General features: G+C 68.6%; 21 protein-coding genes and 1 pseudogene. 14 read left to right on the top strand and 8 right to left on the bottom strand.

The annotated features are described in order from the left end of the window. Positions 1-19: 19 nt before the first annotated feature. A pseudogene (locus AB0I23_RS08745) lies at positions 20-414 on the top strand (alpha-glucosidase); the annotation flags it as partial. Between the two features lie 51 nt (positions 415-465). After that, positions 466-783 carry a cupin gene (locus tag AB0I23_RS08740; RefSeq protein WP_359108157.1) on the top strand — a complete coding sequence of 106 codons (318 nt, stop codon included), beginning with the start codon at positions 466-468 and terminating at the stop codon, positions 781-783. Positions 784-785: 2 nt separating this feature from the next. On the opposite strand, the gene AB0I23_RS08735 is transcribed toward AB0I23_RS08740, so the two are convergent. Beyond that, positions 786-2,024: an MFS transporter gene (locus AB0I23_RS08735; RefSeq protein WP_359108155.1), complete on the bottom strand. Its 1,239-nt coding sequence runs from the start codon at positions 2,022-2,024 to the stop codon at positions 786-788. 80 nt (positions 2,025-2,104) lie between these two features. Between AB0I23_RS08735 and AB0I23_RS08730 the strand changes: the two genes are divergently transcribed. The 4 genes from AB0I23_RS08730 (at position 2,105) to AB0I23_RS08715 (ending at position 5,027) form a co-directional block, all read left to right on the top strand. Beyond that, the gene (locus tag AB0I23_RS08730; protein WP_359108153.1) at positions 2,105-3,076 is read left to right on the top strand and encodes a LysR family transcriptional regulator; all 972 of its coding nucleotides are present in this window, start codon (positions 2,105-2,107) and stop codon (positions 3,074-3,076) included. Between the two features lie 155 nt (positions 3,077-3,231). Continuing rightward, on the top strand, positions 3,232-3,672 hold the full coding sequence (locus tag AB0I23_RS08725) for an SRPBCC family protein (RefSeq protein ID WP_359108151.1): 441 nt from the start codon (positions 3,232-3,234) through the stop codon (positions 3,670-3,672). A gap of 304 nt (positions 3,673-3,976) precedes the next feature. Further along, the gene (locus AB0I23_RS08720; protein ID WP_359108149.1) at positions 3,977-4,171 is read left to right on the top strand and encodes a hypothetical protein; all 195 of its coding nucleotides are present in this window, start codon (positions 3,977-3,979) and stop codon (positions 4,169-4,171) included. 265 nt (positions 4,172-4,436) lie between these two features. Continuing rightward, the gene (locus AB0I23_RS08715; RefSeq protein WP_359108429.1) at positions 4,437-5,027 is read left to right on the top strand and encodes a DinB family protein; all 591 of its coding nucleotides are present in this window, start codon (positions 4,437-4,439) and stop codon (positions 5,025-5,027) included. Here AB0I23_RS08715 and AB0I23_RS08710 read toward each other — a convergent pair. The 3 genes from AB0I23_RS08710 to AB0I23_RS08700 all read right to left on the bottom strand — a co-directional run bounded on the left by AB0I23_RS08710 (position 5,018) and on the right by AB0I23_RS08700 (position 6,367). Then, the gene (locus tag AB0I23_RS08710) at positions 5,018-5,242 is read right to left on the bottom strand and encodes a recombinase (RefSeq protein ID WP_359108147.1); all 225 of its coding nucleotides are present in this window, start codon (positions 5,240-5,242) and stop codon (positions 5,018-5,020) included. The two genes, AB0I23_RS08715 and AB0I23_RS08710, sit on opposite strands and share 10 nt — an antisense overlap. A 104-nt stretch (positions 5,243-5,346) precedes the next feature. Continuing rightward, positions 5,347-5,757, bottom strand: coding sequence for a hypothetical protein (locus tag AB0I23_RS08705; RefSeq protein ID WP_359108145.1), 411 nt, complete (start codon positions 5,755-5,757; stop codon positions 5,347-5,349). A 172-nt stretch (positions 5,758-5,929) separates the two neighbouring features. Then, positions 5,930-6,367 carry a hypothetical protein gene (locus AB0I23_RS08700; protein WP_359108143.1) on the bottom strand — a complete coding sequence of 146 codons (438 nt, stop codon included), beginning with the start codon at positions 6,365-6,367 and terminating at the stop codon, positions 5,930-5,932. A 1,142-nt stretch (positions 6,368-7,509) separates the two neighbouring features. Here AB0I23_RS08700 and gyrB point away from each other — a divergent pair. Next, complete coding sequence (gene gyrB / locus AB0I23_RS08695; RefSeq protein ID WP_359108141.1) at positions 7,510-9,561, top strand: DNA topoisomerase (ATP-hydrolyzing) subunit B; 2,052 nt, start codon at positions 7,510-7,512, stop codon at positions 9,559-9,561. Between the two features lie 491 nt (positions 9,562-10,052). Here the strand turns inward: gyrB and AB0I23_RS08690 are convergent, their stop codons facing one another. Then, positions 10,053-11,339, bottom strand: a complete 1,287-nt coding sequence (locus AB0I23_RS08690) for an RNA polymerase sigma factor (RefSeq protein WP_359108139.1) — start codon at positions 11,337-11,339, stop codon at positions 10,053-10,055. Next, a complete protein-coding gene (locus AB0I23_RS08685) occupies positions 11,339-11,695 on the bottom strand; it encodes a YciI family protein (RefSeq protein ID WP_359108137.1) in 357 nt (118 codons plus the stop codon). Before AB0I23_RS08685 ends, AB0I23_RS08690 begins: the two co-directional genes overlap by 1 nt. A gap of 208 nt (positions 11,696-11,903) precedes the next feature. Here AB0I23_RS08685 and AB0I23_RS08680 point away from each other — a divergent pair, with 208 nt between their 5' ends. Continuing rightward, the gene (locus AB0I23_RS08680) at positions 11,904-12,530 is read left to right on the top strand and encodes a GNAT family N-acetyltransferase (RefSeq protein ID WP_359108135.1); all 627 of its coding nucleotides are present in this window, start codon (positions 11,904-11,906) and stop codon (positions 12,528-12,530) included. Between the two features lie 120 nt (positions 12,531-12,650). On the opposite strand, the gene AB0I23_RS08675 is transcribed toward AB0I23_RS08680, so the two are convergent. Beyond that, positions 12,651-12,863 carry a GNAT family N-acetyltransferase gene (locus AB0I23_RS08675; protein WP_359108133.1) on the bottom strand — a complete coding sequence of 71 codons (213 nt, stop codon included), beginning with the start codon at positions 12,861-12,863 and terminating at the stop codon, positions 12,651-12,653. Between the two features lie 442 nt (positions 12,864-13,305). On the opposite strand from AB0I23_RS08675, the gene AB0I23_RS08670 reads away from it, so the two are divergent. Next, entirely contained in the window at positions 13,306-14,187 is an 882-nt protein-coding gene (locus AB0I23_RS08670; RefSeq protein ID WP_359108131.1) for an ABC transporter substrate-binding protein, read from the top strand. A gap of 84 nt (positions 14,188-14,271) precedes the next feature. Beyond that, positions 14,272-15,156, top strand: coding sequence for a hypothetical protein (locus AB0I23_RS08665; protein ID WP_359108129.1), 885 nt, complete (start codon positions 14,272-14,274; stop codon positions 15,154-15,156). 148 nt (positions 15,157-15,304) lie between these two features. Here AB0I23_RS08665 and AB0I23_RS08660 read toward each other — a convergent pair whose 3' ends face one another. Beyond that, positions 15,305-15,493 (bottom strand): hypothetical protein, encoded by a 189-nt coding sequence (locus tag AB0I23_RS08660; protein WP_356332274.1) that lies wholly within the window; start codon positions 15,491-15,493, stop codon positions 15,305-15,307. Between the two features lie 368 nt (positions 15,494-15,861). Here AB0I23_RS08660 and AB0I23_RS08655 point away from each other — a divergent pair, with 368 nt between their 5' ends. From AB0I23_RS08655 to AB0I23_RS08640, 4 genes are all read left to right on the top strand, one after another. Beyond that, positions 15,862-16,125, top strand: coding sequence for a type B 50S ribosomal protein L31 (locus AB0I23_RS08655; RefSeq protein WP_277324506.1), 264 nt, complete (start codon positions 15,862-15,864; stop codon positions 16,123-16,125). Between the two features lie 182 nt (positions 16,126-16,307). Further along, entirely contained in the window at positions 16,308-17,333 is a 1,026-nt protein-coding gene (locus AB0I23_RS08650; protein WP_359108126.1) for a LacI family DNA-binding transcriptional regulator, read from the top strand. A 68-nt stretch (positions 17,334-17,401) separates the two neighbouring features. Continuing rightward, on the top strand, positions 17,402-19,093 hold the full coding sequence (locus tag AB0I23_RS08645) for an ABC transporter substrate-binding protein (protein WP_359108124.1): 1,692 nt from the start codon (positions 17,402-17,404) through the stop codon (positions 19,091-19,093). Positions 19,094-19,175: 82 nt separating this feature from the next. Then, positions 19,176-20,153: an ABC transporter permease gene (locus AB0I23_RS08640; protein WP_359108122.1), complete on the top strand. Its 978-nt coding sequence runs from the start codon at positions 19,176-19,178 to the stop codon at positions 20,151-20,153. Positions 20,154-20,164: the final 11 nt, after the last annotated feature.

Genomic DNA, 20,164 nt, shown 5'->3' with positions numbered 1-20,164 from the left:
ACCCCGCCTTCGGCACCCTCGCCGAAGCCGAGGAACTGATCTTCTGCCCGACGCCGCCCACCTCTACCAGGGGAGGAGCTCGGCCTTCCGGAAGCGGACACACCGCGGGACCGGATCCAGGACCCGATGCACTTCCACTCCGGCGGGACCGACCCCGGACGCGACGGCTGCCGGGTGCCGCTGCCCTGGTCGGCGCAGGTACCGTACGCCGGGTTCGGATCCGCCGTGGAGCCGAGGCTGCCGACCGCGCCGGGGGTGCTCGCCTTCACCCGTACGAATGGGCCGATCTGTGTCGTGAACATCACCGGGGAGACCGTCGAACTGCCCGGTCGCACCGAGGTTCTGCTCACCAGCATTCCTCCGGCCGACGGAGGGAGGCTCCCGCAGGACACCACGGCCTGGCCGCGGGCCTGACGGCGGCGCGGGCGGATCGCGGCGGTTCCGAGGCTGCGGCACAGTGGTCGTATGGATGATCTCAACGCCCTCGCCGACGAGCATCTGGCCGCCGCCCGTACGTCCCCGCACGGCCGCAGCGCCCACCTGCTGCTGCGGCAGGAGCCCCTGCGGCAGACGGTCATCGCGCTCACCGCGGGCACGGCCCTCGACGAGCACAACGCGCCGCCCGCCGCCTCGCTCCAGGTTCTGCGGGGGTCCGTCCGCCTCACCGCCCCCTCCGGCGACGTGGAAGTGACCACCGGAGGGCTGCAGCCCATCCCGCACGGGCGGCACGGACTGCTGGCGCTGCAGGACGCGGTGGTGCTGCTGACCGCGGTCAACGACTGATCTCACCGCGCCCGGACCCGTACCCGCTCCAGTACCCAGAGCACGAAGCTGCCCGCGGCCAGCGAACCGCCCAGGACGCAGATGCCGGTCCAGCCCGCGCGCGACCAGACCACCGAGGCGAGTGCGGCTCCTGCGGCACCTCCCAGGAAGAAGAGGGTCATGAACACGGAGTTGATCCGGTTGCGGGCCTCGGGGCGGAGCACGTAGATCACGTTCTGACTGCTGTTGAGTGCCGCCTGCTGGGCCACGTTCAGCACGATCATGCCGAGCGCGAGCCACAGCGGCGAGGACTCGCCGGCGAGGAGCGGCAGCCAGGAGAGGGTGAGCAGGGTGGCCGAGGCCCCGGAGACCGCCTGCACATGGCCGCGGTCGCTCAGCCGGGCCGCGAAGTTCATGCCCACCACACCGATGACGCCCACCAGTCCGAAGAGTCCGATCGCGGCCGCGTTCCAGTTGTAGGGCGCCCGGGTCAGCAGGAAGGTCAGCGCGGTCAGCTGCACGCTGTACGAGGCCATGGAGAAGGCGGCGACGGCGGACCGCCAGCGCAACAGGGGCTCTGTGCGCAGCAGGGAGAGGGCGGAGCGCAGTAGCCCGGCGTAACGCATCGGGGCGGTGTTGTCCGAGCGGGGCAGCCGGGGCAGATTGCGGTGCAGGAGAACCGCCATGGCTGCCATGAGCAGGGCGTTCACCCAGTACGCCGTCCGCCAGCCGCCGAGCTCCGACAGCGCGCCGGAGGCCAGGCGCCCGACCAGGCCGCCCAGCAGGACGCCCGACATGACGAGGCCGACAATCCTGCCGCGTTCGGCCGGTGCCGCGAGCGTCGCCGCGAACGGCACCACGACCTGGGCGCCGACGGAGGTGAGCGCAGTGAGCGCCGTCCCGACGATCAGCAGAGGGCCGGTGGGGGCACCGGCGGTCAGCAGCAGGAAGAGCGCCGTGAGCGCGAACAGGCCCACCGCCAGCTTTCGGCGCTCCATGACATCCCCGAGCGGAACCAGCAGGATCAGGCCCAGCGCGTAGCCGCCCTGGGCGGCGGTCACGATCAGGCCCGCCGCCGTGACACCGATGTGCAGATTCGCCTCGATCACGTCGAGGAGCGGCTGCGCGAAGTAGTTGCCCGCTGCCGAGAGCCCGGCCGCGACGGCCATCAGGAGAACGAGCCCGCGGCCGAGGACGGGCGACGCCTCGGGCGGGATCGGCAGGGCCGTGCTGCGCCGTGGCGCCTGTGTGGAGTGAGCCATGTCCCTCAGCTTCGGGGACCGGACATCCATGAGTCCAACACATGTTTTTCATTTGATCGATCGTGATTCACGATAGATGTATGGAACTTCAGCAGATGCGGTACGTGGTGGCGGTGGCGGAGCTGGAAAACTTCACGCGCGCCGCGAAGAAATGCCTGGTCGTCCAGTCGGCCCTGAGTCATCAGATCGCCCGTCTGGAGAAGGAGCTCGGAGCCCGGCTGTTCGATCGCACGAGCCGCCAGGTCCGGCTCACCGCTGCCGGTGAGGCGTTCCTGCCCGCGGCCCGGCAGGCGCTGGACGCCGCAGAGCGGGCCCGCGCCGAGGTGACGGCGGCGGCGGGGGAAATCAGCGGGCGTCTCGGGATCGGAGCGATCCCGACGCTCTCCGCGGTCGACATCCCGGCCGCACTGCGGGAGTTCCATCTACGCCACCCGAAGGTCCGCATCGACCTGAGGGAAGGGGCGAGCAAGGACCTCGTCCAGGAAGTGCGGGGCGGGACGCTCGACGTGGCGTTCCTCGGTGTACTGCCGAGCTACCGGCCGAAGGGGGTGCGCGACCGCGAACTGGGGCGCGGGGAACTCGCCGCCGTGGTGGCGCCCGGCCACCCGCTGGCCGACGAGTCCCAGGTGGACCTGGAACGGCTGGCGGGGGAGACGTTCGTCGACTACCCCGCCGGCACCGCGGCCCGCGCCCAGTCGGAGGAGGCCTTCGAGGCGTCCGGACTCACCCGGGAGGTGGCGTTCGAGGTCAGCGGAACCGACTTCATCGTCCGATTGGTGCGCAGCGGACTGGTCGTCGCTCTCCTGCCCGCCGCGTTCGCGGCGGAACTGAAGGGTCTCACCGTCCTTCCGGTGCGCCATGCGCCCGCACGGACGGAACGGCTGGTGTGGAGCCGGTTCCGCCCCACACCGGCGGCTGCGGCATTCCTGGCGGGTCTGGGAATCGGGGACGACGAGCTCTCTCCACAACCCTCTGAGGATGGTTCTGGTTCTCCCCGCTCAGCGCCGCACCGTCGCAGGTCCGACTGCGGAAGCGGTCAAGGAGACCTCTGAATTGCCGACATGTCACAGATACCGGTCGACGACAAGTCCCCTGTCGCAGCACTGCACCCCTGGCGGAAGAAGTGTCCGGGCACGCGATGAGTTTCACCTGCCCGACCCGTCTTACCTGTATCCGGGATCTCCGGCTACCCACCAAGGAGACGTCAATGAGCCAGAGCACCCTTCCGCCGCAGGAGTACACCTACACGCTGACCCGTGACCTGGACGCCTCAGCCGCCCGGGTCTTCGAAGCCTGGACCACACCGGCGCAGTACGAGCAGTGGGCCGGCGCCGCACCGGGGACGGTGAAGATGGACGCGCGGCCGGGCGGGACGTGGAAGGCGGTGATGGTCACCCCCGACGGGCAGCAGTTCCCCCTCACCGGCTCCTACCTCGACGTGGTGCCGGGCAAGCGTCTGGTCATCGGCATGGACGTGCCCGGTAAGTCCACACCCGCCACCATGACCCTGATCCTCGACGAACACGACGGGGCAACCACCCGCATCACGCTGACCCAGAGCTGCGACAGCGTCCACGAACGCGACCTGGCAGAACAGGGCAGCACGATGCTCCTGGACTCTCTCGGCTCCTACCTCACCGACCACTGACCAACTCAACAACCAAGATCAGCCGTTGAATTGACACACCCGACACCCGGTCCGGCGTCGGACGGCACCGCTCCCACACGACCGGAGTGATCGTGTGGGGCATCGGACCGTCCAGGCCAGGCCAGGTGACCGGGGGCGTGAGGGAACCCGCCCAACCACAACGGACTGTGCCCACGAAGGGCCGTCGCCGAGCGGGAAGCGAAAGCGGGAACCCAGCGCATCCAACACCGTTCGGGATGCGCCCAGTACGCAACAGTGGGTCCAGGACTCACTTACGCACACTGGTGAGGAACGGTTTGCGCTCTTGCTCAAGTTTTTCGAGGTGGAGGCCTGGTTCCCGGAGTCTGCCAGGGAGATGCCCGCGGCGGCGGTGGAGCGGAAGGTCGACAAAGAGCTCAACGCCGAGCTGAAGAAGGTCCGGGGCAAGGAGGGCATGCGGCTGCGGGCCGCGGAGGGCGCTTTGTCCGAGCCGTCCGGCACTGTGCGGCGGGTGATCTAACCCGTGAATCGGCGGGGAGAAGACGCTCAAGGCGCCGGCGGCGGAGGCCGCGGCGAACGAGGCCCGCTACAAGGCCCGGGTCCGCACGGTGCTGCGGTCGTCGTATTCGGCGCACTGGCGCCGGATGCTCTCGCCGCCGCTGGGCGCGCTGGAGCTGAAGTGCAACATTCTCTGCACCTCGTCAAGTTGGATCACGATGGGCCGTCGAGACGGCGGGTATCGCTCCCAGCGCCGACTGTCAGTGCCGGGTGGGAGACTGCCTGGCATGATCGAATCGAAACCGAAAGCGGACCTTCTCCGCTACCTGCAAGCCGCTCGCGAAGCCCTGCTGTGGAAGCTCGATGGGCTCTCGGAGTACGACATCCGCCGCCCGCTGACGCCTACCGGCACGAATCTGCTGGGGCTGGTCAAACACGTCGCCAGTGTGGAACTGGGCTACTTCGGCGACACGTTCGGGCGGCCGTCCGGTGAGGCGTTGCCCTGGTTCGCAGACGACGCCGAACCCAACGCGGACATGTGGGCCACTGCCGACGAGTCGCGCGAACAGATCGTCGGGCTGTACCACCGGGCGTGGAAGCACTCGGACACCACCATCTCCGGGCTGACGCTTGACGCGATCGGCCACGTGCCGTGGTGGCCCGAGGAACGAAGCGAGGTGACACTGCACCAGATCCTGGTGCACATGATCGCCGAGACCCACCGGCACGCCGGCCACGCCGATATCGTCCGGGAACTCATCGACGGGGCCGTCGGTCTGCGGGATGGTAACGACAACATGCCGCCAGGCGATCAGTTGTGGTGGGAGAACCACCGGCTCCGACTGGAGCGCGTGGCGAATGAAGTCGGTCACGGCTGATCCCGCCTCAGGGGCCGAGGAAGGCCGAGGTGTACGGGTGCGCGTTGAGTGATTCGTGCGGCTTCGGCTTGCTTGGTGCGAAGGAATGTCAGGGTCAGGTCGATGCCTTCGATCTCGCCGAGCCACTGCTCAGCCTCGGCGCGCTTGCGACGAGCAAGCAGGTCTGCCTCAAGTTCGGCGAGTCGGGGCAGCATCTTGGGGTTGACCTGGAGCATCGGACAACGGATGCAGGCTTCTCTGAACTACCGCTTGGTTCCTGCCGAATGCGCTGTCGGGCTCAGTCACGCCGGTAGCCGGTCAGGTCCGAACCTTACGACCCTCAGTACGTCTTCCCGATCTTCAATGCTCGCGCCCGCTCTCCGGCGTTCTCTGGGCGGATTCGCTCGGCCAGGCACTGCCGGTGGGAGATGATGGTGTGGCTTCCTGGACCGTCGTTGCTCCGCGAGTCCAGGACGAGGGCGTCTCCACCTGGGCTCAACGTGATCCGTTCACCACAGAAGTCGCAGCGCCAGGCCAGCGACTCCAGGTCGGCATATCGGATGCTGAGCCGCACTGATACCGGCGGATGCCAGCGGTGGATTTGCTCGATCACTGCATCGATCTGCGAACCGATCGCTGGAAAGAGCGCGAGTAGTTCGTCATGGCTGCTTGTGGTCCGGGAGAACTGCTGGATCATGTCGATAGAGGCCGACAGGCCGGCGTTCTCGTAACCGACGATCTCAACGACCACACCCCATGGGTGTTGGCTGAGGACCCTGGCCCGAACCTTCTGGCCAGGCATAAGCGCCAGACTCTTTGTCTCGAACCTTTCCATGAACCGCTTCCCCATCCTCTAGTCCAGCAGGCCGCGCACGGTAGCGCTCGTGCGCGCGTGCTGTCGACGTCGGAGCCGGCCACCGAGCTCAGAACCCGCAAGGCGTCATCGTATTGGTGACGGTCAAACCGGAACGGACCGAATGCCGCATAGTCGCGCGCTCGGCCTCGGCGATGCGGGCGACGAGGTTGTCGCGGGTCTCTTCCAACCGGCCGCGCTGGGCCGGGTCCGGCCGGAGGAGCGAGCAACGAACACACGCGTGTTCATGAACACAAGGACTTGCAAAGGCACGAGCGCAGGTGCCGATGGAGACCTTGCGCTTCTCGAAGTGCGCGAGGAAGGCCTCCCATTCCTCCTCGGTGGGCGTCCGATACTCATCGCTGGGCCGGGTGGCCCGGCGACGGGCGATGAAGGCGCGATGGGCCTCGATCGTCTCGGCCGGGTAGATCGCCTTGTAACCCATCGTCGTATCAAGACTCTTATGCCCGCAGATCACTTGGGCGATGTACGGCGGCAGGCTGTTCATGATGGCGTCGGTTACGAAGATCCTGCGGAAGTCGTGCGGTGAGAAAACGAGCGGTTCGCCGCCGGCAGTTCACCGCCGCGGACCGCAGGGCGCTGTCCCCGCTGTTCTGGACACACGTCAATCCGTACGGCCGGTTCGAGCTGGACATGAACAGCCACCTCGACCTGGACCGTTGCCCGGGACACCGAAGCGTCCCGGGCAACGTGCGTGAGGGGTGGCGGGGCTGCCGGGAGGGCCGCGGGTCCCAGCCGTCGTCTGCGCGGACCAGGGCGGGGGTGTAGATGGCGGGGGCGGGGCGCCCGGCCTCTTTCCACTGGTGGAGCCAGTCGCGCAGGACGGTCAGGGACGGGGAGTCGGGGGCGTCGGCGAGGATCGTGCCGTCCTGCTGGACGACGGCGGCCGTCGTGGTGGTGGAGGGGCCGATCGCCCACAGGTCCGGGCTGAGCCCGGCCATGGTGAGGCGGTGGTCGCGAGGGGTGGAGGCGAAGGTGAGGTCGGAGTAGTAATGGCACAGGAAACCGGCGTCAGAAGTGCTGACAGGCCATGGTCTGGGCCGTTCAGCAGCCTCGTTGGGGTGTGAGAGGTACGCGCCAAAGGCGGCTGAGAAGGCTCGATCATCGCCCGCGCCGCCAGCGTCGATCACACCTTCCTTTACCGCCACCGCGACGTGCTCGATGCCCTTCACGCCGCCGCCCACGAATCGGCGGCAATGCGCTGTGGGCGCCTCCACCCGGGACTGCGGGTAGATGACCTTGAGGTGGATGCCTCATGTCTCCGTAGGCGGCTTCGAGGGGCTCCGCGGAGCAATTCCAGGCCGTGCCCGGGTCCCTTTTTTCAGCGGACCGCGACACCAGACGAGAGAATCCATGCATGGCGATCTAAGGAGCTTTAGTGCGCCATGTGTAGGGGGGATCGCCTGGATGGCTGCGCGGTCGCCAAGGGGGCGTCCAGGGGACTTGTGGCCCTGTCTGAAATACTCGTGTCGGGTATGCAAAACCTAGTTCTCGGTTCTATGGTGAACCTTGCGGAACAGGGCCTGGCCGGTCGGCGGGGCCCCTGCACCGACCTCCGTCCGACGTCATGCCGCTCCCGCCCCACTGGGTGGGAGCACGGTTTGTCGTGCCAGAAAAGAGAGCGCCCCTGTGACCGATCCCGGCATTCCCTCCGACCATTCGGCCGACGCCACCGCACCCGCGCCCACCACGGGCAACGTGGGGGACACGTCCTACACCGGCAGCCAGATCCAGGTCCTGGAGGGCCTGGAGGCGGTCCGCAAGCGGCCTGGCATGTACATCGGCTCGACCGGCGAGCGCGGTCTGCACCACCTGGTCCACGAGATCGTCGACAACTCGGTCGACGAGGCCCTCGCGGGGCACGCGGACCGCATCGACGTGACGATCCTGGCCGACGGCGGGATCAAGGTCGTCGACAACGGGCGTGGCATCCCGGTGGACATCGTGCCGTCCGAGGGAAAGCCGGCCCTGGAGGTCGTACTGACGGTGCTGCACGCGGGCGGCAAGTTCGGCGGCGGCGGCTACGCCGTCTCCGGCGGTCTGCACGGCGTGGGCATGTCGGTGGTCAACGCCCTGTCGACGCGGGTGGAGGCGGAGGTGCGCTGCGGCGGGCACCGCTGGAGCCAGGAGTACGAGAAGGGCGTGCCGACCGCCGCGCTCAAGCAGCACGAGGAGACCTCCGAGACCGGCACCTCGCTGACGTTCTGGGCCGATGGCGACATCTTCGAGACCACCGAGTACTCCTTCGAGACGCTGTCGCGCCGCTTCCAGGAGATGGCCTTCCTCAACAAGGGCCTGACCCTGACGCTGACCGACGAGCGTGAATCCGCGAAGGCCACGGTGGGCGCCGACGACCCGGACGCGGACGTGTCCGAGCCGGTGGCGCGGACGGTGAAGTACTTCTACGAGGGCGGCATCGTCGACTTCGTGAAGTACCTGAACTCGCGCAAGGGCGACCCCGTCCACCCGTCGATCATCTCGCTGGAGGCGGAGGACACCGCGCGCCTGCTGTCGGTAGAAGTCGCGATGCAGTGGAACGCCCAGTTCTCCGACAGCGTGTACTCCTTCGCGAACACGATCCACACGCACGAGGGCGGTACCCACGAAGAGGGCTTCCGCGCGGCGATGACGGGTCTGGTCAACCGGTACGCGCGGGAGAAGAAGTTCCTGCGCGAGAAGGACGACAACCTCGCGGGTGAGGACATCCGTGAGGGTTTGACGGCGATCATCTCGGTGAAGCTGGGTGAGCCGCAGTTCGAGGGTCAGACGAAGACCAAGCTGGGCAACACGGAGGCGAAGACCTTCGTGCAGAAGGTCGTGCACGAGCACCTCAACGACTGGTTCGACCGGAACCCGAACGAGGCCGCGGACATCGTCCGCAAGTCGATCCAGGCGGCCACGGCGCGCGTCGCGGCCCGCAAGGCCCGTGACCTGACGCGTCGCAAGGGGCTGCTGGAGTCGGCTTCGCTGCCGGGCAAGCTGTCGGACTGTCAGTCGAACGACCCGACGAAGTGCGAGATCTTCATCGTCGAGGGCGACTCGGCCGGCGGCTCCGCGAAGTCCGGCCGCAACCCGATGTACCAGGCCATCCTGCCGATCCGCGGCAAGATCCTGAACGTCGAGAAGGCGCGCATCGACAAGATCCTCCAGAACACCGAGGTCCAGGCGCTGATCAGTGCCTTCGGTACCGGTGTGCACGAGGACTTCGACATCGAGAAGCTCCGCTATTACAAGATCATCCTGATGGCGGACGCCGACGTCGACGGCCAGCACATCAACACCCTGCTGCTGACCTTCCTGTTCCGCTTCATGCGGCCGCTGGTCGAGGCCGGTCACGTCTACCTGTCGCGCCCCCCGCTGTACAAGATCAAGTGGGGCCGGGACGACTTCGAGTACGCCTACTCCGACCGCGAGCGCGACGCACTCGTCACGCGCGGAACCGGCAGCGGCAAGCGCCTGCGCGACGACACCATCCAGCGCTTCAAGGGCTTGGGCGAGATGAACGCCGAGGAACTGCGCATCACCACCATGGACGTGGACCACCGCGTCCTCGGCCAGGTCACCCTGGACGACGCCGCGCAGGCCGACGACCTGTTCTCGGTGCTGATGGGTGAGGGCGTCGAAGCCCGACGCTCCTTCATCCAGCGCAACGCCAAGGACGTCCGCTTCCTCGACATCTGAGCCGGTGGCAGTTGCACCCTCCCGGTACGGGGCCCGCGTCCGCGGGCCCCGGCCGCGTCACCCACCCATCCTCTGTACTTGGAGCGAATGCGTGAACACTCCGCCTTCCGCCCGTTCCCGCACCCCGGCGAAGGACAGCGCCACACCTGTGGCACCTGATAGGTTCCCCGACATCGCTGCCGAGCTGCGTCGATTCACCTCGATCCCATTGCGCAACACGGATCGGTGCTGCTCAGCCCCGCCGTCGCGGCGCCCCCGGCCGCCGGGCCCTTACCGAGCGGCGGCGCGCAGGCGCCCGGCGGCCCGGCTCCGACCCCGGGGCTCGCCACGGGCAAGTCGGCCACGGCGACCCACGGAACGCCGTCGGTCCCCTCTGTACGGACAATCAGCTCAGCTCCAGCAGCGCGACCGCAGCCCCGAGTAGTTACTCAGCGCTACACGCCCCACCTGGCCGTAGCCATACGAGAACAGGGCCTACGACGAGGTCATGCTCAGCCCGCCGGCAGAGCCCGGCGCCGACGGCGAAGGAACTCCTGCTCGGCGGCGTTCTGCGTACGTGCGACCGCCGCGTCGTACGCCGTCGCCGCCTCGGCGGTACGCCCCAGGCGCCGCAGCAGGTCGGCCCGTACGGCGTGGAACACGTGATAGCGGTCGAGTGCGAGTTGCTCCACGAGCGGGAGCGCCGCGCCCGGTCCCTCGACCTCGGCCACCGCGACGGCACGGTTGAGCGCCACCACCGGCGTCGGTGCCTGCGCCAGCAACTGGTCGTACAGCCGCAGGATCTGCCCCCAGTCGGTGTCGGCCGCGGTCGGCGCATCGCTGTGCACCGCGTTGATCGCGGCCTGGATCTGGTAGGGGCCGGGCCGGTCGCGGCGCAGACACTGCCGTACGAGCGCCTGACCCTCGGCGATCAGCTCGTTGTCCCACCGGCTTCGGTCCTGCTCGGCGAGGGGCACCAGCGCACCGTCCGGGCCGATACGGGCGGTGCGGCGCGATTCGGTGAGCAGCATCAGCGCCAGCAGTCCTCGCACCTCCGGTTCGTCCGGCATCAGACCGGCCAGGAGCCGTCCGAGGCGGATGGCCTCCGCACAGAGGTCATTGCGCACCAGTTGGTCGCCGGAGCTCGCCGTATGCCCTTCGTTGAAGATCAGATACACGACGGCGAGCACCGACCGGACCCGGTCCGGAAGATCGGCGTCGGCCGGTACCCGGTAGGGAATCCGGGCATCACGGATCTTCCCCTTGGCGCGCACCAGTCGCTGCGCCATGGTCGGTTCGGGCACCAGGAACGCATGCGCGAGCTCCGCCGTGCTCAGCCCGCCCAGCAGTCGCAGCGTCAGCGCGACCTGCGCACCGGTGGAGAGCGCGGGGTGACAGCAGGTGAAGATCAGCCGCAGCCGGTCGTCATGCACGGGACCCTCCTCGACCGGTTCGTTCCGGGCGTTCAGGGACTGCGCCTGCGCCGCCCGGGCCTGACGGTCGGCGCGGGAGGCCTCCCGGCGCAGGCGGTCGATCGCCCGGTTGCGCGCCGTGGTGATGATCCAGCCGGCCGGTGCGGGCGGCAAGCCGGCCGACGGCCACCGGTCCAACGCGGTGGCGAACGCCTCCTGGACCGCCTCCTCCGCGATGTCGATGTCACCGAAGGCGCGCACGAGTACGGCCACCGAGCGGCCGTACTCCTCGCGGAAGAGACGCTCGATGTCCGTGGTGAGTACGGTCGATGCGCCGGTGGGAGGGGGCGGCTCGGCGGCGCCGGGTTGCCGGACAGCGCCGGGCATCAGCCCTCCACTTCACCCTCGAACGGTCGGACCTCGATGGGCAGGGTGATCGCCCGCGCGGCCTTCCGGCCCCAGTCGAGGGCCGCATCCAGATCGGGCGCCTTGATGATGCACAGCCCGCCGAGGTACTCCTTCCCCTCGGCGTACGGGCCGTCGGTGAGCAGTGTGCCGCCGTCCTTCGCCCGCACCACGGTCGCCGTGTTCGGGGCGTTCAGACCTCCGGCGAACACCCAGGCCCCGGCCTCCCGGAGCTCCTGGTGGAAGGCCTCGACGTTCCGCATGATGCCTTCCAGCACCTGGGGGGCGGGCATCTCTCCCTCGGTCGGCGTGATCACGCTGAGCAGATAGTGCTTCATGGTGTTCCTCCTGGGGTGCGACGTCGGCACCGTGCCGGCGTCTCACCTTCTATACGAACGGTTGCTGCCCGGATCGACACGCAACCCCGTCGTGTTCCGAGGAATTTTCTGCCGGAGTCCGCGTCATTGCCGGTGGACCCGACGCGTTCTGCTGGTTTCCGCATACGGAGACTTGTGGGAGCGCTCCCAGTATCGGCAGGATGAGGCGATGACCCAGCCTCCCGGCCCACGGGCCTACCACCCCGACGACCACCCGGCCCTTTCCGACATCTGTGTCCGGACGGCCGACAACGGCGGGGACTCCCGGCATCTGTATCCGGACCCGGAACTGGTGCCCTCGATCTTTGCCACGCCCTACGCCTACCTCGAGCCCGATCTGGCCTTTGTGATCGACGACGGCACGGGCCGGGCGGTCGGCTACATCCTGGGGACCGCCGACACCGCGCAGTTCGTGACGGCGTTCCGGAAGCAGTGGCTGCCCCTGGTCGAGGAGCGCTTTCCGGAACCGGACGGCCCGCCGCGCACCCCCAGCGAGGAGATGACCGCCCTCCTGCACAACCCGGAACGGATGATGGTCCCCGAAGTGGCCGCCCACCCCGCCCACTTGCACATCGATCTGCTTCCCGCATGGCAGCGGAAGGGGTACGGCAGAGCATTGATGCGCACGTTCCTGGCTGCTCTGCGAGCCAAGGAGGTCGGGGCCGTGCACCTGTCCATGCTCACGGCGAACACTTCGGCCAGAGCCTTCTACGACCGCCTGGGGTTTGCCGAGATCGAGGTTCCCGACCCCGGACCGGTCACCTATCTGGGACGGAGCACCGCGTCGGACCTGTAGGGACTTTCCTTCCGGACCGTGCCGGGCCCGATCCGGAAGAAGGACCCGAGGACGTGTCGCAGAGTCTCGCCGTCCACCCGCATGCCGGGCGAGACTCCGCGGAACGCCCTGGCGCCGGGCTCATCGCGTCCGTTGCACGCACATCAACTGGTCTCGTCCGTCCCATGGTTCCGTGTGCGTGAAGCCGAGCCGCTCGTACAGGGCGACGGTGCCCGTGCGCCACCTCCACGCGGACAGACGGACCGTCGGGACCCCGCACTCCTCGGCGTACGCAAGGGCAGCGCCGAACAGCCCGGACGCGATGCCTCGGCCCCGGACCCCGGGTCCGTCCACAGCCGCTCGACCTCCGTACGTCCCTCGACCGCGGCCGTCACGACGAGACAGCCCACGGGCGCGTCCCCGATGCAGGCCGTCAGGACGGGATCGTCACGGAGCACGGACCGCGCATCCGAGATCTCCGTCAGGCACCGGTCGGGTAGCCCCGTCACACCGACGACGGCCTCGCCCTTCTCGGCCTGTGTCTGCCGACGGCAGGCCGCCAACATGCCGGTCGGTTCGTCCGCGACGGTCGGAGCGAGGCCGTGACCTGGGTGACGATCGACGGCCACCCGGGCTGGATCACTCATGCGCCAGGATCACATACCGCGACGTGTCATCGATCGGCCGGAGGCGTGTGCGGGGCCGCCGCCACGCCGAGGGATGCCCAGGCAAGGACCTGGGCAGGTACTCGTGTAGCCGGACCAGTGACGGGCAGCCGCGCAGAAGGGTGTGCGATGTGAGCGAGCGGACCGAGTGGCAGTTCTCCGACGACCGTGGACAACTGTCGAGTGCCGGGCGGCGCCCGGCGCGTGTGCTCGCCTATGTCCAGGCCGGAGCCACGCTGTGGGACCACGGGATACGTCCGAGCGGGATCTTCGGCTCGGACCACGACGGCGAGGCGCCCGACCGGGCCAAGACCGGATCGCTGCCGCTCACCGAGGTCGATTATCTCGGTGCGGGCAGCGTCCTGGACGTGGACACCCTCTTGCGGGGCGAGCCGGACCTCGTGGTGGCCGTCAGCTACGGGGGAGGGCATGTCTACGGGCTGGCCCCGGAGACCGCCAAGCACCTGGAGGAGCACGTTCCGGTCGTCGTCATCGATGTGGGGCAGGCCCGCACCCTCGCCGGCATCGCTGACCGGTTCGCCGAGCTGGCCCGCTCACTCGGGACCGAGGGAGGGGCCGTGGCGACGCAGGACCTGGAAACAGCCCGGGAGCGGCTGCGCGTACTCGCCGCCGGTCCGTCCCGGCCCCGGGTCCTCGCCCTGTCGCCGGCCGGGCAGGACCAGGCGCATCTCGCCCGTCCCCGCATGTGGCCGGAGCTGCGTGTGCTGGCGGAGCTGGGCGTCGACCTCGTGGACCCGGCCGAGGGGCCCGGCGCCAACTGGTCCACGGTCCGCTGGGCGGAGGCGGCGCGACTGCGGCCCGGGATTCTGCTCACCGACATCCGGTCCAACGCCGCGCCCCTGGACCGGCTCCGGTCGAACGCGGACTGGTCGGCGCTGGAGAGGGAGGCCGCGGTGGTGCCGTGGAATCCGGAACCGGTCTGCAGTCCCCGAGCCCATGCACGGTTCCTGACGATGGTGGCGGACGCGGTCGAATCGGCGCAGGGCCGGTAGCGCGCGCCGGAACCGTCGCACCGCCCGGTACGTCCGACGGGCAAGCGGCAACGGCCGCGGGCCGAGCGGGGACAGGGGCGGGGCATGAACAGAGACAGGGTGGGCGGAACGATCGCGGTGGTCCTGGTGACCGCGCTGTCGGCGGTGGCGTGCGGCGGGGGTGTCCCCGACGACCTTGTGACCGAGGGGAACCGGCCGGCCGCGCCCTACAGCGGTCCGCTCCATCTGCCCCACCCGAACGTCGAAGGCGACACCCCGCAGGCGAGGAGGACGGAATCGGGGGCCGCCGGCCGCGCTCTGGAGTGCGACGGGGACATCTACTCCGGCGGCGGCAGCGAACCCTGGAGCAAGAGTGACGGCGGGGCGACCCCCGAGGAAGGGCTGAAGCTGCACTTCGAGATCGAGCAGCCCGATCTGCCCCAGTACGGCTACCGCGTGGAACGCAAGGAAGCGGACCGGGTCCTGTACTCGTTCGACGTGGACCGCAGGACGAAGATTGCCATCATCGTCGCCAAGGACCTCAAGGGACGTCCGGGCTGGGGTCCGGAGACCACCGCCACGTGCGACCCGGCGGAGCTGCCGGCGAGCTATACGGACAAGCGGCCGTACCGGGTCTGGACCGACAAGAACGGCCGCCGGGTGCCCGTGTCCAAGGTGAGCAGCTCGGCAGGCTCGGCGCACTGCGACTGGCAGAAGGCGGACTTCCTTGAATGGGGTACGGGTTCGGGAGGGGAGGGCTCGGCCGACCGGAAGGTGTACGCGCGTGATCCGGAGGGCGTACTGCCCTCGGGCATGCTCACCTCGGCGTACGACGGTGACGTGACGATGCCCGCCGATGCGCGGTCCACGGGCTACCACCTGGACGACCGGGAACTGTGGCTGACCGACGACATGTCCAGGGCCTATGTCCGCACCCCGGACGGGGTGGAGGCGTGGCCCGCCATGAAGCAGCAGATGGGATGCCTGTGATCTGTCCGGTGTACCGAGCCTCATGACGGGTCGGAGGGTCCGTCACCGAGCGCTGGACCGTGCGGTGACCGCAAGCCGTAGGGCTACCGGCATGAGGCCGCAGACCGGGGCAACGGCCGCGAACAGTCCGACAAGGCCGGTCCGCTCCCTACAGCGTGAGCCAGAGGAAGCCCACAAGACCGACGGGCGTCAGGAGGCAGAGCAGCCCCGTCGCCAGGAATACAACTGACAGGATCTTCAACGCTCTTGCTTGCTGGGCACGGCATGCGGCGAAGCAGGTGAAGCTCACGATGGCGAGAACGGGCAATGAGATGAAGACGAAGCCCAGCGCACCCATGCTTCGTCCCCCGTGGTTCCCGCCCGCCCCTTGCCAGGGAAGAGTGTGCCAGCTTCTTGGGTCGTGCACGGTCGCGCCTCAGGAGCGACTGCCCGGGGCGTTCACGGAACCGCGGTAGAAGCCACGTCAGGGTGACCGCGCATGCTGAGTGACATCATGCTGAGTGACATCCAGCGGCTGGTACGGCCCACGAGACGGTTGCGTGCCCTTGTGAAGCAGTCGGTGACTCGACCGGAGTCGTGAAGGCACCTGTTCGTAGCCGTGGCACGGCACAGCCCCCCGTACGGACCGTCTGCGATCGCGCCCACCGGCTTCGTTCGCGAGGCTGGGCTGAGCCGAGTCCGTACGTACGTCCCCCAGGAGCAGGCATGCAGCAGGACAAGCACCCTTCCTACCGTCCCGTCGTCTTCCGCGACCGCTCCGCGGGCTACGCCTTCCTGACCCGGTCCACCGCGTCCAGCGACCAGACCATCGACTGGGACGACGGCAACACCTACCCCGTCATCGATGTGGAGATCTCCGCCGAGAGCCACCCCTTCTTCACCGGCAAGGCGCGGGTCGTCGACACCGAGGGGCAGGTCGCGAAGTTCGAGCGGCGGTACGGGGAGGAGGGGCGCGAGGACGCCTCCTGATCCGCCACCGCGCCGGAGTCCCCGTACGCCTTTCAGGCGTGTCAAAGGACACCGGCCGTCGCCCCTCTTGACACCGTCGGCCCACCCCTCGTAACTTGCCTGCAACATCTACTAACGCGCGTTACTAAAGCGCGTAACCAGAGCGTGGCCCGCCACCGGCGGGACGCAGGGGGCAGTCGAACATGGCTACGAACAAGGGGCGCCGCGTGACGATGAGCGATGTCGCCCGCCATGCGGGCGTCTCGCGGACCACCGTCTCCTTCGTGCTCAACGAGCGTGCCGACGCCGCCATCCCCGAGGACACCCGGGCCCGCATCCGGGCCTCGATCGAGGAGCTCGGATACCGGCCCAACGCCGGAGCCCGCGCGCTCGCCGCCAAGCGCAGCGAGTGGTACGGGCTCATCACCGAGATCGTTACTGCGCCGTTCGCCGTCGATGTGATCAAGGGTGCTCAGGACCGGGCCTGGGCCGACGGGAAATTCCTCCTCATCACCGCGGGCGACAGCGACCCCGCCATGGAGGCCGCAGCCTTCGACAAGCTCCTCGAGCAGCGCGCCGAGGGCTTGCTGTACGCCACGACCTGGCACCGCGCTGTGACACTGCCGCCCGCCGCCCGTGAGGTGCCGGTCGTCCTGGTGAACTGCTTCGACGTGGACGGCGCCCTGCCGTCCGTGGTGCCCGACGAGGTGGCGGGCGGGTACACCGCGACCCGGCGGCTGATCGACGCGGGCCACCGGCGCATCGGGTTCATCAACCTCGACACCGGCATCCCGGCCGCCGTCGGCCGGCTCCAGGGGTACGAGCAGGCGCTCCGCGAAGCCGGCGCCGACATCGACGACACCCTCGTGGTGTCCGGGCATGCCACCGCGGACGGCGGCTACGCGGCGGCCTGCGAACTGCTCGACCGTGCGGATCCGGGTCACTGCCCGACCGCCCTGTTCTGCGGTAACGACCGGATGGCGATGGGCGCCTACGACGCCATCAAGGAACGCGGACTGCGGATCCCCGACGACATCGCCGTCATCGGATTCGACAACCAGGAACTCATCGCCGCCTACCTGCGGCCCGGCCTCACCACGGTCGCCCTGCCCTTCGAAGCCATGGGAGCAAAGGGCGTTGACATGCTCGGCGCTCTCACAGCGGGCCAGCCGCTCACCACCACACAGGTGACGGTCGACTGCCCGCTGATCGAACGCTCGTCGGTCTGACTGCGAATCAGTCCGACGGGGATCCTCACCCGTCTTCGGCACAGTGAAGAGAGAGAAGAAGCCACATTATGGCACCGACCATACGTGCCCGGCGTTTCCGGCCCGCCGTACTCGCCGCCCCCGTCGTCGCCGCGGCCCTGCTGCTCACCGGCTGCAGCGGCACCGGTACGAACGCCGCGGGGGACACCTCCGGCGACCAGCTCCTCACCATTCCCCGTGAGGACTTCGCCACCTTCACCCGGAACTTCAACCCCTTCGCCCCCGGCCAGGTCGTGGCGCCCCTGACCACCCAGGCGATCTACGAGGCGATGCTCGTCTACAACCCTGCCAACGGCAAGGCCACGCCGTGGCTGGCCACCTCCTGGGAGACCAGTGCCGACGGCCGGACGGTGACGTTCACGCTGAGGGACGGCGTCACATGGTCCGACGGCAAGCCGCTGACCGCCGAGGACGTCGCGTACACCTTCGCACTGCAGAAGAAGCTGATCGGCGGCTACGAGTATCTGAAGGCGGCGACGGCCGAGGGCGCGGACAAGGTGGTCTTCAGCCTCACCAAGCCCTACTCGCCCGGCCTGTTCGAGTTGGGCAAGCAGATCATCGTGCCCAAGCACGTGTGGGAGAAGGTCAAGGACCCGGCGAAGGACACCAACCCGAACCCGGTCGGCACGGGCCCGTACACCAAGGTCGCCAACTTCCAGAGCCAGTCGTACGAGCTCCGCAGGAACCCCGAGTACTGGCAGCCGAAGAAGCAGCAGGTCGCCGGGATCCGGGTGCTCGGTTTCTCCGGGAACGACAGCGCCAACCTGGCGTTCGTGAACGGCGAGGCGGACTGGACGCAGTCCTTCATCCCCGACGTGCAGAAGAGCTTCGTCGACAAGAACCCGAAGCACAACGCCTTCTGGTACCCGCGGACCGGGTCGATGGTCGAGTGGACCATGAACACCACCAAGGCGCCGTTCGACGACCCGAAGGTGCGCAAGGCGCTCAGCCAGGCCGTCGACCGTGAGAGCGTCACCAAGGTCGGCATGAACGGGTACACGGAGCCGGCCGACTGCACCGGCCTGTCCGGCGGTTACGACAAGTGGCGCGACGCCGCCCTCGCCGCGTCCTGCACCTGGACGAAGCACGACGCCGCCGCTGCCGGCAAGGCGCTCGACGAGGCCGGGTACCCGAAGGGCTCGGACGGCAGGCGCAGGCTGAAGAACGGCAAGCCGTTCACCTTCGACGTCTCGGTCGGCTCGGCCTCCTCCGACTGGCTGTCCGTCGCCAACATCATCAAGCAGAACCTCGCCGGGATCGGCGTCACCGCCCAGGTGAAGTCCCCCGACTGGGCCGCTGTCGTCAGCGGTTACGAGACCGGCGACTACGACACCGGAATCGTGTGGAGCGACAACGGCGCCACACCGTTCCAGTTCTACCGGACCACGATGGGCACCGAGTCGGTGAAGCCCGTCGGCACCAAGGCGGTCAGCAACTACCACCGCTTCGGCGACAAGAAGGCCGACCGGCTGCTGAACGAGTTCGCCGCCGCCACCGACGAGGCCGGTCAGAAGGCGAAGGCCGACGCGTTGCAGAGGCTGTTCGCCGAGGACGCGCCCGTGGTGCCGCTCTTTCCCGGCCCGGAGTGGGGCGCGTACACCGACATCCGGTTCACCGGCTGGCCGACGGCGGACAACCCGTACGCCACGCTCACCAACCGCGGTGACACCACCGTCCTCGTCCTGACGAGCCTCAAGCCCGTCAAGAACCGACAGCACTGACGTCCCCACTCACCCCGGTGGCCCGCCCGCGCCGACAACAGCTGCGGCGGGCCACCGGCCCCTCAAGATCGGAGAGGGACCAGTGCGTTACCTCCTGCGCAACCTGGGCTTCTACCTGCTGGCCTTCTGGGCCTCCGTCACCCTGAACTTCATGCTGCCCCGCTTCATGCCCGGCGACCCGGTCTCCCGGATGTTCGCGCGTTCGCAGAGCCAGATGCAGCCCGAGCAGATCGACCAGCTCCGCCGGCTCTTCGGCCTCGACCACCGGCCGCTGTGGCAGCAGTACCTCGACTACGTCAAGGACGTCTGCACCGGGCACATGGGCATCTCCATCTCCCGCTTCCCGACCCCCGTCTCCGAGGTCATCGCCTCGCAGATCGGCTGGACGCTGCTGCTCGGCGGAACCGCCCTGGTCGTCGCCGTCGTCATCGGCAATCTGCTGGGCATCCTCGCCGCCTGGCGCCGCGGTGGCGTCCTCGACTCGGTGTTCCCGCCGCTGCTCGTCTTCGCCGGCTCGTTCCCGTACTTCTGGCTCGCCATGGGCGCCCTCTACCTGTTCGGCATGACGCTCGGCTGGTTCCCCATGCGGCACGCCTTCGACGTCGGCTTCAGCCCGGACCTGTCCTGGGCATTCGTCTCCAACGCTGCCTCGCACCTGGTGCTGCCCGCACTGACGATCGTCCTCGTGTCGATCGGCGGCTGGATGCTCGGCATGCGCAACACGATGATCGCCACGGTCGCCGAGGACTACATCACGATGGCCGAGGCCAAGGGGCTCAGCCCCAGCCGGATCATGTTCCGCTACGCCGCACGCAACGCGATGCTGCCGTCGGTCACCAACTTCGGCATGGCGCTCGGATTCGTGGTCGGCGGCGCGCTGCTCACCGAGGTCGTCTTCGCCTACCCGGGCGTCGGCTTCCAGCTGCTCGCCGCGGTCCAGGGCCTCGACTACCCGCTGATGCAGGGGATCTTCCTCACCATCACCGCCGCCGTACTGGTCTCCAACTTCCTCGTCGACCTCGTCTACGTCCGTCTCGACCCGCGTGTGCGCGTCCGCTGAACGACTGGAGA

Origin of the sequence: Streptomyces atratus (genome assembly GCF_040655115.1) — a bacterium.
Taxonomy (GTDB): Bacteria; Actinomycetota; Actinomycetes; order Streptomycetales; family Streptomycetaceae; genus Streptomyces; species Streptomyces atratus_D.
This window is presented reverse-complemented; position numbering and strand designations above follow the sequence as displayed.